Annotated in this window: 6 protein-coding genes and 5 pseudogenes; 5 read left to right on the top strand and 6 right to left on the bottom strand. The window is 58.5% G+C overall.

Features of this window, described 5'->3' with window-relative positions:
* Window positions 1–11 precede the first annotated feature (11 nt).
* A pseudogene (locus MTX19_RS30500) lies at window positions 12–714 on the bottom strand (IS66 family transposase zinc-finger binding domain-containing protein); the annotation flags it as partial.
* Window positions 715–985: 271 nt separating this feature from the next.
* Between MTX19_RS30500 and MTX19_RS30495 the strand changes: the two are divergent.
* Both MTX19_RS30495 and MTX19_RS30490 read left to right on the top strand, forming a co-directional pair.
* The gene (locus MTX19_RS30495; protein ID WP_280980713.1) at window positions 986–2,074 is read left to right on the top strand and encodes an IS630 family transposase; all 1,089 of its coding nucleotides are present in this window, start codon (window positions 986–988) and stop codon (window positions 2,072–2,074) included.
* A 712-nt stretch (window positions 2,075–2,786) separates the two neighbouring features.
* Window positions 2,787–4,292, top strand: coding sequence for a porin (locus MTX19_RS30490; RefSeq protein ID WP_280980596.1), 1,506 nt, complete (start codon window positions 2,787–2,789; stop codon window positions 4,290–4,292).
* Between the two features lie 843 nt (window positions 4,293–5,135).
* On the opposite strand, the pseudogene MTX19_RS30485 reads toward MTX19_RS30490, so the two are convergent.
* The 4 pseudogenes from MTX19_RS30485 to MTX19_RS30470 form a co-directional block, all read right to left on the bottom strand.
* Window positions 5,136–5,462: pseudogene (locus MTX19_RS30485) on the bottom strand (ATP-binding protein); the annotation flags it as partial.
* A 129-nt stretch (window positions 5,463–5,591) separates the two neighbouring features.
* A pseudogene (locus MTX19_RS30480) lies at window positions 5,592–5,903 on the bottom strand (ATP-binding protein); the annotation flags it as partial.
* Window positions 5,900–7,107 (bottom strand): annotated as a pseudogene (gene istA, locus MTX19_RS30475) (IS21 family transposase); the annotation flags it as partial. The pseudogenes MTX19_RS30480 and istA, both read right to left, overlap by 4 nt.
* 535 nt (window positions 7,108–7,642) lie before the next feature.
* Window positions 7,643–7,958, bottom strand: a pseudogene (locus MTX19_RS30470) (transposase); the annotation flags it as partial.
* 863 nt (window positions 7,959–8,821) lie between these two features.
* Here MTX19_RS30470 and MTX19_RS30465 point away from each other — a divergent pair.
* The gene (locus MTX19_RS30465; RefSeq protein ID WP_280980595.1) at window positions 8,822–10,180 is read left to right on the top strand and encodes an LLM class flavin-dependent oxidoreductase; all 1,359 of its coding nucleotides are present in this window, start codon (window positions 8,822–8,824) and stop codon (window positions 10,178–10,180) included.
* 329 nt (window positions 10,181–10,509) lie between these two features.
* Here MTX19_RS30465 and MTX19_RS30460 read toward each other — a convergent pair whose 3' ends face one another.
* Window positions 10,510–10,644, bottom strand: coding sequence for a hypothetical protein (locus tag MTX19_RS30460; RefSeq protein ID WP_280980594.1), 135 nt, complete (start codon window positions 10,642–10,644; stop codon window positions 10,510–10,512).
* Between the two features lie 745 nt (window positions 10,645–11,389).
* Between MTX19_RS30460 and MTX19_RS30455 the strand changes: the two genes are divergently transcribed.
* Window positions 11,390–12,895 (top strand): NAD(P)/FAD-dependent oxidoreductase, encoded by a 1,506-nt coding sequence (locus tag MTX19_RS30455; RefSeq protein WP_280984923.1) that lies wholly within the window; start codon window positions 11,390–11,392, stop codon window positions 12,893–12,895.
* A 224-nt stretch (window positions 12,896–13,119) separates the two neighbouring features.
* On the top strand, window positions 13,120–13,632 hold the full coding sequence (locus MTX19_RS30450) for a hypothetical protein (RefSeq protein WP_280980592.1): 513 nt from the start codon (window positions 13,120–13,122) through the stop codon (window positions 13,630–13,632).
* Window positions 13,633–14,052 lie beyond the last annotated feature (420 nt).

The following is a 14,052-nucleotide window of genomic DNA, read 5'->3' as shown; positions in this document are numbered from 1 at the left end:
ACCCATAGCTAGGCCGTCTTTGTCGATCCGGAGCCCGGAGCGAGCGTCGGGCAGGAGGCCATCTACGCCCGGTAGAGCGGCAGGCCATCGGCATATTTGGCGACGGCGATCTGGGTCAGAAGCGCTTCCGTTGGAATACCTCCTTCAATGATATGGGCCAGGGCCAGAGCCTGGATGACGCCGTCCGCATTCTTGAAGGCATACTTGGGACGGCGCGTGACGATCACCCGGAACTTCGCCGGCACCACATCCAGACGCTTCGACACTGTCCTCGCCGATCAGCACCTTCTGCTTGCCGGCATGCTCAGCCAGCTCTTCCGGCTCAATGACGGTTTCGATTCGTTCCAGATGGGGCGCAAAGCCCTTGCGCCGACGCGGTGCACGCTTGCCATCCGCTTGCGCACGGCCCTCGCTGACCTGGGCCTTTATGGCGGCGATGCCGGTCTCGATCTCCTCGAAGACAAAGGCCTGCTGTTCATCGTCGCCGTTCGCCGAACCGAGCTTTTCCAATCGTCGGCCGAACCGGGCGCGGTCGAAGGCCTTCAGGATCTGCGTGAGCCGCTCGATGCGCGCATCGGCATCGGCATTGCGGGCCTTGAGATCGGCGACTTCGCTCGCCAGAGCATCGGCGCGGGCCGCTTTCTCGGCCATGGCAAGTACCATGGCCTTCAGCGTCCCTACGTCATTCGGGAGGCTGGGATCGGGCGGCGTCATTGACCCGACCCGAGCACATTTTGCTCCGGATCTCTTGCGCTTTCAGCTCACTGATTCACTTCGCCACAGTGCTTTTACCCAACAATCTCCGGCGGCTCGACCGCCGCGGTCCGGACCCGCTTCCAGTCCATCCCATCCACCAGTGCCATCAACTGCGCAGCATTCAGCTGCACCCGATGATATCCGATCCGCGGCTAGTGTCCCGAATCTGAAGTTCAGCGGACTCCAAATCGACTCGAAGATAGCAGACTGTCCTGATGGTTTGAGGAGGATGGTTATGGGTCGACGCTTTGCTCCGCTGGAATTGACTGAGGTTGAATGCGCTGAGTTGACGTCGCTGGCCTCGCGCCGAAGCACGGCGCAGGGCTTGGCGCAGCGAGCCCGGATCATCCTGGCCAGTGCCGACGGCGAGCAGAGCAAGATCGTGGCGGCTCGCCTGGGTATTGATCCCGATACGGTCGGCAAGTGGCGCCGGCGCTTCGCCGAGCATCGGCTTGAAGGTCTTCGGGATGGGCCGCGATCAGGGACGCCGCGCACGATCGAAGATGCCCGGATCGAGGCGGTGATCGTCCGCACCCTTGAGACGAAGCCGCCCAACGCCACCCACTGGAGCTCGCGCAGCATGGCGCGGGCCAGTGGACTGTCAGTCTCGACGGTCCAGCGGATATGGCGCGCCTTCGGCTTACAGCCGCATCGGTTGGAGACCTTCAAGCTTTCAACCGATCCCGACTTCGTCGCCAAGGTTCGCGACGTCGTCGGTCTCTACGTGGCCCCGCCCGAGCGGGCCATCGTGCTGTGTGTCGACGAGAAGTCACAGATCCAGGCACTGGATCGCAGCCAACCCACGTTCCCGATGCGACCTGGTCAGGCGGAACGCCGCAGTCACGATTACAAGCGCCATGGCACGACATCGCTATTTGCCGCCCTCGACATCGCAACCGGCCGGGTCATCGGCAAGTGTTACGGGCGCCATCGCGCCACAGAGTTCCGCAAGTTTCTCGATGAGATCGAGGCCGCCGTTCCAGACGATCTGGACGTTCATCTCGTCATGGACAATTACGCAACCCACAAGACGCCGCTGATCCGCAACTGGCTGGCCAAGAGGCCGCGCTGGCACGTCCATCTGACGCCCACCAGTTCATCCTGGCTCAATCAGGTCGAACGTTTCTTTGCCCTCATCACCGAGCGCAAAATCAGGCGCGGCATCTATCGCAGTGTGGCGGCGCTACGTGCCGAGATCACGGCCTTCATCGAACATCACAACGCCGACCCAAGACCATTCCGATGGACCAGATCAGCCGACGACATTCTCAGCTCCATCGAACGCTTCTGCGCTTACAATGCGCCAGCCAAAGCCTAAAATGCCATGAACTTCCGGTTCAGGACACTAGCAGAACCTCGCCTTCTCAAGCCTTTTTAAATAGAGGCACACGCCGGAGCCATATTGCTGGGTAAATTGCTTCCATCGTGCGCGCGTTAACGTATGGGAGCGGATCGCTCGTCGGTCCGATCGACCGATTTTTTTAACTTGCACGGGCGCCGCAGTGCTCCAAGGAGGGCTGCGACTACGTTTTGCCGAAGCTCGACCCTTAGTTTCCGGTGCGCACGGATGATCATTGAGCATGCCGTCCTTGGAGCTCACGGTTCTGTTTCAGCGAATTTTGGACTCGTGCGCAATTGATTCTGCGAACTGCCGGATGGGTGGCTCGCTTGGATTAATGTCGTGCTATGCGTCCGAGAACATTTGAGTTTTGAGCGCCACTTCTATCCGCAGCGCACGAAACGAACGATACGAAGAAGTACGGTACGTACCGTTGTGACGCGATTAGAACACGCTTACACAGCGCGCATACGCATTGGTTCGTTCCGTGCAAAGTTTGCGCGCGGACAACGAACGCAATCTGTCAACATAATCGAGCGAGCTGCGGAATGGTCCGCGCCGCGACGTTCACTGGTTCGATTTATCAGTCGGCGTTCGGGGAAGGGCCCTGCAGGTCGAGAATGATTGGGGGCGACAGTGGCTGCGTCGATTGAGGCGGCCGCTTTTGAGATGAAACAATTCGGAGGATTTTATGAAAACGGTGAAGAGCCTTTTGCTCGGTTGGGCGGCAGGTCTGATCGCCGCAGGCGGAGTGCAGGCAGCCGATCTGCCTGTTAAAGCCAAGGCGATCGAATATGTGAAAATCTGCTCACTGTATGGTGCTGGCTTCTACTACATTCCCGGGACTGATACGTGTATTAAACTTGGGGGATACCTGCGCGCTGAGGTAGCGCTAAACACCAACGGGATTTACGCGTCAGGGCGAGTGAACGGTGTCGGCGGAGCTAACAACCGCCTGAGTAACTATTACACGACTCGTTCTCGTGAGGATCTTAGCATCGATACGCGCACCGCGACGGAGTACGGCGTGGTCCGAACCTTCTTCGACGGCGTGTTCAGCTGGACTTCAGGTGGCTATGCTGGTGCCGGCGGTGGCGGTACCGCCTACTCTGGTGACTTCGTCGCAGGCGGCTCGCTCGGCGTCTACTATGCCTTTATCCAATTCGCTGGTTTCACGATCGGTAAGGCAACCTCGCAGTTCTCCGCGCCCTGGATGAACTATCCTGGGAACAATTTTGACGGTCTGCCGGGAGGTGGCGGCTTTGAACCTGTGAGCCAGTTCACCTACACCGCGGACTTCGGTCAGGGCGTTTCGGCGTCCTTCTCGGCTGAAGATCAAGTCCAACATGACACGACAAACATCTGGAACGTGAGCGGCACGACCGTCGCAGGCCTTGCGACCGGTGCTTACGGTGCCAACGACATCGGCGGTTCGCGGTCCCCCGACCTCGTCGCCATGCTTCGCGTCGATCACGCCTGGGGGCTCTTCCAAGCGTCGGTCGCCGCGCATGACAATCATGCCGCTTACTACGGTGCCACCGAAAACACGAGCTATCCGGGCGACAAATGGGGCTGGGCTGGTCAGTTGGCCTTGTCGATCAAGAACATCCCGACTGGTGCGGGCGATACGATCAACATGTCCGGCGTATATACAAACGGTGCAAGCCGTTACAATTTCCAGCAATACACGTCCACCACCTACGCGATGTACGGTAGTACGGGCCTCGCGGGCGCTTACCAGAGCGTCGGCCTTGCCGGTCTTTCTGACTCCGTGTTCGTGGCCGGCGCCGGCCAGGAACTGACCACGACCTATGGCTTCAGCGGTGCTTACACCCATAACTGGGACCCTCGCTGGAATACATCGGTCTATGGTGGGTGGGGTGCCGTGCGGTACAATGACACAGCCAAAGGCTACATTTGCGGCGCCTTCGTCGCGGGCCTAGCGCTCTCTAGTGGAATTGGCGGCTGTAACCCCGACTTCAACTACGCGGTTGTTGGTACGATCACACGCTGGACTCCGGTCAAGAACCTGACCTTCTCGGCCGATCTGACTTACACCATGCTCGACCAAAAGTACGCGGCCGGAAGCACGGTGGCGTTGCCGACGCAAGCAGGTGTCGCCAAGCCCGGCGCCACTTACGAGCTGAGGGACCAGAGCACGGTGAGCCTACTAATCCGAGCGCAGCGCAACTGGTGAGTCTTCGTCAAACTAGCGGAAGGAGAAAAGGACCGACTAAATAGATCAAAGCTTAACCTCCAAGAAGGCCTCCGGCATGCCCGCCGGGGGCTTTTTAGACTTCTGATCCACTTTTTGATTGAGGCAAGTCTCGCGCGATGCTGCTCTGCTCAAAAGGACTCGCCCCGAATTCGACTGTAAAATAAAGGTGGCTGATCTCTGCGGTAACGGTTGACCGGCCGTCTTTGAGGTCCGCCAATTCGGAGAATTCTTATCAAGATCGTGAAAAACCTTTTCCTAGGTTCGACGGTGTGTCTGGCCGCGGCAAGCGGCGTGAGTGCAGGCAGCTGATCTGCGCATCAACACCAAGGCGGTCCAGTACGTGAAAATCTGTTCACTTTATGGCACCGGTGGCATTTAGCTCTCGGGATTCGCCCTCTTCCTGTAATGCAGAGCGCTCGCGTTTCTGGTGTTGCGCGCAACCGACGTCCAGCGCGGGCAGTCGCGGCGGTGCGGAACACAGCTCGCCCAAAGACAGCACAAGTACAGGAGGTGCGCCGGATCGGTGCGGATCAAAAGAGTTTCAAAAGCCTCAATGCGGCGACCGCCTACTTCCTCGAGCTCACCAACGCTTGTAGCCCAATCGTGCGACGTGAGTGGTACGAAAGCTAAGCCACTCTGGTGATAACTGCGTGGCTACACTTCTACCGTCCGCCAGGTCTTTCGTAACCGCACTGCTCGCAAACTGCACAAGGCCGCGGAGGCGCTAGGTGGTTTGGATTCTAGGGATTCCTTTTAGGAGCAAATCAGATTCAGGACTGCAGTCTCGAGCGGATGATGTCGCGCATTGGCGTCGATGGCCTGGAGGCCCCAATCGTCCAAAATCAGGAGCTCGACGGCGGCGATGCTCTTCATCCGCGAGGTGAGCCAGCCGTCGCCCCGGGCAAGGTCCAGTTCTTCGAACAACCGCGGCAGCCGGGTGTAAAGTACAGAGTGATTGTCCCGGCAGGCCTTGTGACCAAGCGCACAGCCAAGCCAGCTTTTTCCGACGCCGGTCGGCCCGACAATGGCGCAATTGTCGTGGTTTTTGATCCAGTCTCCCTTGAGCAGCATGTCGAACAAGCGGCGGTCGAACCCACGGGGTGCGCGGTAGTCGATATCCTCGGGCACGGCATGATGACGCAGCTTTGCTCGAGCCCCTTCTCGAGCGTCGCCATGCTCAGCCACCCCATCTTTGCCCCCGCTCGTTCCCAAGGGAGCAATTTACGTGAGGCAACGGCTCAGCATCCGGTAACATTTAGGGCGAGGCAATGCAGTCTTCAACCAGACGTCGCCGGCGGCGAGCGCCATCGCCTGAGCCTTTGATAGCATTGGCACGCTCTCGAAGTCGAACGTGGCGAGCGTCTTGCCGGCGGGCAAACGCGCTTCCGCCATGTGTCGCTCTATGCGACGGCGGGTACGATGCGCGGCCTCGTGCTCGGCAAGAGCAGCGAGGAAGCGGGCGGCAGGCCAGCCTTCGTTGTCCGACCGTGCGGCGAGCTTCGGCCAGATCGCCTTGACGCCCGGCAGGCAGAGCTCATTGAGCAGCAGCTCGACGCGGGCGGCATCGATTGAGGTCACTATGCTGGTCATGCTGCTTCTCCCAGATTCGAGCGGTCCGACACGATGCTGACGGAGGCCAGCTCATCGTATACGTCGAGCGGCGCCAGCTTGACGGCGACACTCGGGATCGACGTCGCCTAGGGTCGGAAGCGAGCGCGCAGTGCGCCCGGATCGGGTAGCCGTCCGGCATCGACATCGGTCGCGATCGCCTCGGCGAGTTCGGCCTCGCAGGTTCGCTCGTGGGCCAGCGCCAGAAGCTCGACCGTCACCTTCCAGGCTCGCCGGTCGTCACCGTGCTCCCGCAAGGTCTCGAACAGACATTTGTAAGCCGCGCGCGGGAAGAGCTGGTCGCGATAGACGAGATTGACGAGCGCCATCTGCTTGCGCCGCAGGGCATGGATGACGTGCCGATAATCGACGACATGCCCGCCCTGGCTCTCCGACACAAGCCGGCCGCGCCGCAGCGTCCCGACCGGCGTGACGCCGAGGAAGCATTCGAGCCGGTCGTCGAAGATGCGCACAGGCAGGCAATGGCCAATCGCGATCCGCTTGGCGAGGTTGGCGTTGCGCCGGCCGACGATCTCGTCGACAAAGGCCCGGTAGGCATCGCGACTGGCGAAGTCGCGCGTGCCCCGCAGCAACAGCGCATCCTCCAGGGCTCGTTTGAGATGACCGTGCGCACTCTCGATCGAGCCATTCTCGTGTGCGATCCCCGCATTGTTGCTCGTTGGCGCCATACCGTAGTGGTCCATCAGCGCGGCGTAGCGCTGTGTCAGATCCTCCCGCTCGTCGGCCGCCAGATTGCGGAATGCTGCCGACAGGCTGTCGCTGCGATGCTCCCGCGGCACGCCGCCGAGCGCCCACAGGGCGTTCTGCAAGCCTTCCGCCAGGGCGACGAAGCTTTCGCCGCCAAGCACGACATGGGCATGCTCGAAGCCGGAGAACACCAGCCGGAAGTGATAGAGCCGGTGATCGAGCGGCTCACCCGCGACGACAATGCCGAGCGCGCTCACGTCGGTGAAGTCCGACAGACCCAGGCGGCTGGGCTCGTGCTCCTGGCGGAAGATCACGTCCTGTTCGGGGCCGTTGAGCGCCCTCCAGGCATCGATGCGCCGCTCCAGCGTGCGTCGATGTTGGGGTTGAGGTCGGGATGCCGGCGGCGAAGCTCGTCCAGCACGCCGATCACGCGGATGCCGGGCGCCGCCTTCAGGATCGGGATGATCTCGGCGTCCCAATGCCGCCCACCTCGCCGCAACGGACGATCGGCTGCGCAACCCCGACCAGCTCCGCCGATCGTCCGTTGCTCCAACCGCGCCACTTGGCGTACAAAACCCGAGACTCTCACCGCTGCTGGATGAAACTTCAGCGGCAGGTCACCCACGATCCGTCATGACCATCGCTGGTCAAGAGTGATGCGGCGACTGGAGCTGACTGCGGGCGCTTCTTGCTCGCGCCCATCCGACGTCACCGTAGTCGCCTTAGCAGAGAAGATGGGCCGCACCGTCTGGGCGTTACTCCGCCATGAACGGACTTATCTGCCGTGTCGATAGCGGCATAAGGAATAAGCGCCTGACGGATACTTTGTCGGACGCGACGAACCGTGAGCGGTGCGGAAAAATGACTTGCAGTTGATGGATTCGAGGTCGCTACCCTTTATGAGGATCGGGACATGCTGATCTCCATCTTGGCAGCGGCCAGAGCGCCTGTGCAGAGTATTCAAACCATCGCTCCTCACGCTCGCACTGGGGCGGGCCATACGTTTTAGCATCGGCAGTCTGGTGGGTCCGGACAGTGGTTGAATCGACGATCAGACACTCGAACTCCGGATCCTCGGACATCGCCTCGGATATCCGGATATCTTTGGCACTCCATCGACTGAAGCGGCGGAACACACTGTTCCACTCTCCAAATGCGTCCGGAAGATCATGCCAGGAAGCACCCGTACGCACGGTCCACAGGTGAGTTTCTACGAACATCCGATTGTCGCGCCCGGGTTGAGCCCTTCTGATCTGACCGAGTTATGATCAGCGGCGCGATCCGCTTCCACGCCGCGTCGCTCAATACCAATCGATCCATGACAGCCACGGCGACCTCCGAAAAGGCAGCTTTGAATCCAATTTGCTCTCAAAAGAGAATCCTTCGAATCCTCCACCACCTGGAGCTTGGCGCGGCAATCCCGGACAACTACCAACGTTGGTAATTGATCTACATAACAGAAGCATGGCACCGCTGGGCTAACCAACAGGGCGGCCTAAAATCAATGTAAGGACTGGAGACATGAGACATTATTGCGATCTGTCGTCGCCAGCGGCTCGGATCACTGCGTCCTTGCCAACAGGAGTTCAGGGCAGTCATGTTTGCTCCAATTGGGATTGGATTCGCATGATGAGCTTTGCGGCTCGAGTTGCGGTCGCACCGGTCTGAAAGGAGTCATGAGCGTCGGGCTCGTCAAGGGCCGACTCTCCCGGTGTCGACCGAATTCCGACAGTATCCACATCGAGAGTTCCAACAATGTGCGCTTCCTTACGCGCAGGCAGCGTTGTCCGCGCTCGCTGGCTACACAGCCGGTCGCTGCTCAAGATTCGACTGAGAATGAGTAGGATTGATGGGCATTTGTTCTGCCGAAACAGCCGGCGGCGGCACAGCAAGCATTTTCGGCGGGTCCTTTGAAAGATCGTAACGTCATGTGACTCCCATCCTGCTAGCGCTAGTAACCTGGTTTCGAAGAATTCGGCGAAGCGTTGAACGTCTGTGGAGTCGCTGATCCGGGAATATTTAGGGAAGCTCAACAGAGGACGAACATTGACCAGGCATTGAGGGCTCTGGTCGCCCGCGTTCCAGCAACTTTGCCCGGAGTGCACGCGCTAAGTCAGGCTGACATGTAGCATCAACGGCTTACGATCCACCGGCTAACGGCGCGCAGACAGTCAAAGGAAAGGAGATAAGGTATGCGGCGAAATGACGAAATGGCACTCGGTGTGATGGTCCTTCAGGCGGGACTACACGAAAGTGCGTGGCGCGATCCAAGCGTGCCGGTGAATGGCGGAGTGGATATCGACCATTCTGCTCATCTGGCATCACTTGCCGAAGCTGCGGCATTTCACTTCATATTTCGGCCCGATAGCCCAAGCATATTAGATCAAGATAATGCGACCATAGCCCGTGTAAGCCGAAATGATGGATTCGAGCCAATTACACTCCTGTCAGCGCTTTCATCGAGAACAAAAAACATCGGTCTCGTCGCGACAGCGACGACGACGTACCACCAACCTTATCATCTGGCACGCATGTTTGCCTCACTTGACCACATGTCACGTGGACGTGCGGCTTGGAACATCGTTACCTCGGGATACAAGTTTGAAGCGGCCAATTTCGGTGAAAGCGAACTTCCAGATCACGACGCGCGCTATGCTCGAGCAAAGGAGTTCGTAGAGACTGTCAAGGGTCTTTGGGATACATGGGAGGATGACGCGTTCCTTCGCGATAAGGATAGTGGGATTTACGCTGACACTACGAAGCTGCATTTGCTCAATCACCAAGGAGCTTACTTGTCAGTGAGAGGTCCGCTTAATATCGCGAGGCCGCCGCAAGGGTATCCCGTTTTAGTTCAAGCTGGCGCATCCGAGGCCGGAATAGATTTCGCAGCTGAATTCGGCGAGGTCGTGTTCACCGCGGTGTCTTCTTTAGAGGACGGTAAAAGATACTACGCAACCCTCAAAGGGAAGGCTCGCGCACTGGGGCGCGAGGATGATCAGGTCCTAGTCATGCCGGGCATTGTCCCGATTGTTGGGAGGACAAAGGAAGAAGCTTCCGCAAAACTAGAAGGGCTACATTCTCGTGCGCACATAGACGTTCTGACAGGAGTGGCCAATCGTTGGCTGGGACTGGTGGTCGACCTCCGTTCAATGGATCTGGACTCATTCGTGCCTGACGCCTTACCGCAGACGAATTTGTTCCAGAGTCGTCAGAAGTCGCTCGTAGACCTCGCCGTCCGCCAGAAATGGACTTGGAGGCATCTCATCCGCTTCATAGCGGATAGCCAAGGCCACTTCATGGTCGCTGGAACACCGGACGAGGTTGCCGATAGCATGGTGGATATGTTCGATCAACGTGCGGCTGACGGTTTTAACATACTGCCAGCGATCGTCCCTAGCGGTCTGAAGGATTTTGTTGAGCTCGTCGTTCCAGAATTACGCCGACGAGGAAGGTTCAGGTCTAAATATTCCGGACAAACATTGAGAGAGAATCTTGGTCTTAAGCGACCCCTTAATCGGTTTAGTCAACGAGCTGTAAGCAGCTGTATATGAACAAGAGCGGAAGCTGTGGGTTGGCTATGGACGGGACGGCTGGTCTTGGCTTCTCAGCTTCCGAGCTCCGGGACGGTCGCGCTCATAGCGCCGGATCGCCTCGGCCGGCTCCAGAGCAGCCAGCCGGTTCAGACCGAGCCGGCGCAGGATCCGGCTGACGGTTGCTGGCGAGATGCCAACTTCGAGCGCGATCTGCTTGCCCGTTTGGCGCTGCCGGCGGAACGTCTCGACCGCGGCGCATGTGGCTGCGGGGGTTTGGCTTGGCAAGGAATGCGGCCGCGAGGACCGATCCTGCAACCATCGACGCCTTCTGCGCGGAAGCGCCCGACTCATCTGGCGACCGCGTTCGCTGTGACATTGAATTGGAGCGCGGCTGCCGCCTGCGTCAGACCGCCCTCGATCACGCTCCGCACCATCGCCTCTCGACCTTTCGGTGTCAGAGGCGCATTCTTGTGGACGTTCATCTGGTCTCTCCGGGGAACCCTGAAGCGTCGCAACCTCAGCTTCCTTGCTTCAGACCAGATGGACAACCTCCTGAAAGCTCACACCTAGTCGACAATAACAGCCCGGTCCGATTCTACTGGAGGCTCGCGGTGCGTGGCCGTGGCGGCCCCTGGTGCGCGATCAGACCCCGAATGCCCGACAACACCAAACCATCACTGGTCGCTCGACTTCGCTCGCATCAGCTCACCGACAGCTCTGCATTCTTAGTGTGGTCCACGATTGTGCCCGCGCGAGCTGACCGCAAAGTCCGCAGGCAGGTACGACAGATGGAGCTACTTGACAGCAGATTCATCATCCATTCGCGCGACAGGCCAAGTTGATTCCAGCAAAGTGTTCAGAGTCGAACTGAAGCGTTGCCTTTACGACAATGCGACGTGACGAAAACTATCTATTGCTTAGAAGGTTGGGAGGAATCCGAGCGTGGCATGCCGCTTGCTCAGAATAGCACGAGCTAATCACAAAACGGGCTTGTCATGACCGCTGCCGCCAGCGCTAACAAACTGCCGTTATCAAGATGTCCTGAACGAGGCCGATCCTGAAGTGACAGAGAGCAGGCACGCAGCGTTGCGTGCGAAAAGATATCGATCGCCGCCCGATGATGCGAGCCCGGCTGAGGTAGATCGAGACCTACGATGAGCAACCCAGGGCCGAGAGCGCCCGAGGCGCACGCAAAAGAGGCGAGTAATGAACACAGAGAACGCTCAGATGAACGTCGAAACCGCGAGAGCCACCCGTTCAGTGTCCCCCGCCACCGAACATTTCGACGTACTGATAGTCGGCGCTGGTATTTCCGGGATTGGCTCTGCGTATCACCTGAGGAGGCAGCTTCCCGGAACCAGGTTTGTTATCCTCGATGAGCAGGAGAGCTTCGGCGGCACATGGATCACGCACAAGTATCCCGGCATCCGCTCCGACAGTGATCTTCACACGTTCGGCTATAGCTTCAAACCTTGGGTCGGTCCGCCGATCGCGACGGCTGCCGAAATTCTGTCCTACATGAATGAAGTGATCGAGGAGAATAGTTTAGCGAGGCACATTCGTTACAAGCACCGCGTCCTGTCGGCGTACTGGTCGAGCGAGACAAACCTCTGGACGCTCGAGGTGGGGATCGCCGATAACACTGAACGTGCGACTTTTACCGCGAGTTTCTTGTGGATGTGCCAAGGCTATTATCGCCATTCGGAAGGCTATACGCCCGATTGGCCCGGTCTGAAGGATTTTGCCGGGCCCGTCGTGCATCCGCAACATTGGCCGGATAATCTGAATGTTTCGAGCAAGCAGGTGATCGTGATCGGGTCCGGCGCCACCGCAGCAACCTTGATCCCGAACCTGGCAGATCGGTGCGCCCACGTAACGATGCTGCAGCGCTCGCCTACATACTTCTGGATCGGGCGCAACGCAATCGAACTCGCGGAAGAACTGCGCCGGCTCCAGATTGATGAAGCGTGGATCCATGAGATAGTCCGACGCAAGAAGCTATTCGAGCAGTATGCGTTCAGCAGACGCTGCCTGACCGAACCGGAGCAAGTGAAGAAGGAGCTGATCAGCCAGATTGCCGCCGTGCTAGGGCCAGAGTATGACGTCGCCACCCACTTCACCCCGCGGTATAACCCGATGCAGCAGCGTCTGGCTTTCGTGCCAGATGCCGACATGTTCTTGGGTATCAAGAATGGGAAGGCATCTGTCGTCACCGACGAGATCGAGCGCTTTACTAAGCAAGGCATTCTATTGAAATCGGGTAGGACACTCAAAGCAGACATCATTGTCACTGCGACTGGCTTCAATCTTTGCGTGCTCGGCGATATCGATTTCGCGATTGATGGCAAGCCGCTGCAATTCGCTGAGACGGTCACCTATCGCGGGATGATGTTTACCGGCGTTCCGAATATGGTATGGGTATTCGGATACTTCCGTGCCAGCTGGACATTGCGTGTAGACCTCGTTGCTGAGTTCGTCTGCCGCCTACTCAAACACATGACGGAGAAGCGGGCCAAGAGAGTGGAAGTTGCAATGCGTCCCGAAGACCACAGCATGCGTCTCTTACCCTGGATTGACCCGAATATATTTAATCCTGGCTACCTGATGCGTAACATGCACCTGTTTCCCAAACGCGCTGACCGATCCGAATGGCAGCACAGTCAAGATTACTGGACGGAGAAAGATGCGATTCCGGCGATCAATCTGGACGACGAGATGTTTGTATATGGTTGATTGGGTGGATCGGGCGACGTGACAAGCACTATTCTCTAGGGGCACGGCCGGCCCCGTTTCCTAGATTCGATGAGGAGGCGGCGCTAACAAAGCCTAAATGCCGGGTTAAGCCAGACATTCGTCGATAAGCGCTGGCGCGCCTGAACGAGCAGAGTTCAAGACATGAACAAAGTTGCTAAGATCCGCACTTCACCCGGAGGCCATCGCGCCGCCCAAAGGAAAAGATGGGCGGAACGCTTTCACGCTTACAATCAGATCTGGGTCCTTGTCGAGCAGCAGCAGGGTCGAATACATCCTGTGTCGTTGTAGGCCATGGACGCAAGATTGCCGACAAACTGCAGGCCGACCTCGAGGCTGTCGTAACCGGCCAGGAAGGCGATGTCACAAGCAACATCGCGCTCGATGTGTTCTGCTACGAGGCGGACCTAGCCGACCTCGTGGCCAACTATGTGCTGGCGGGTATGCCAAATGAATTTTGCGTCAAGACGCTGACCGAACTCATAAATATCTATAAGCCCAGAATCGTGCTGTTGGGAGCCACCGGGCTTGGTCGTGATGTCGGGGCCTCGGTAGCCGCCACTCGACCGACGGTCCTCATAGCTGATTGCACCGATTTCGACGTCAACTGGATGGTTCACTTGCAATCGCCGGCTCGAGCTCGTGTGGCGGTCCCCTGCTTTACACGAGTTATAAAGCGAAACGCCGACCGCAGACGGCGACTGCGCGGCCGGGCGTGATGTCCATGCCAGCTCGGGTCGAGCGCGATGGCGGCCCGTATAGTCATTCATCCGCTTGATCTCGTCGAAATCCGTATCTTACCAGTGTGCTGTTATCCATACAGTATCTCAGTTACGAAAAGTCGATCTCTCCGATGTCATGGCTGCCGGCGGCACACCCGGATCGCAGGAGAGATTTGACTTCGTACGTCAACCACCCGCTGCGCTTGGCTCCGAATATGGCTGCTCGCGTTTCCTTACCTAGAATGGGTGTGCTTCGCGCTGACACTCAGATCGGCCAAGATAGTCTGTCCGGACGAAGCCCTATATCGCTGCCAGCCATTATTCCGGGACAACCCAGCATAGGGTGGGCGCGAGTGGGCCGATGTGCCGCGATATCAACACGGACACTCCAATAAGTGATTTCGCACACCTTAACGT

Source organism: Bradyrhizobium sp. ISRA464 (assembly GCF_029910095.1).
Lineage (GTDB): Bacteria > Pseudomonadota > Alphaproteobacteria > Rhizobiales > Xanthobacteraceae > Bradyrhizobium.
Note: the sequence above shows the minus strand (reverse complement) of the source record. Positions and strands in the feature narration are given on the sequence as shown.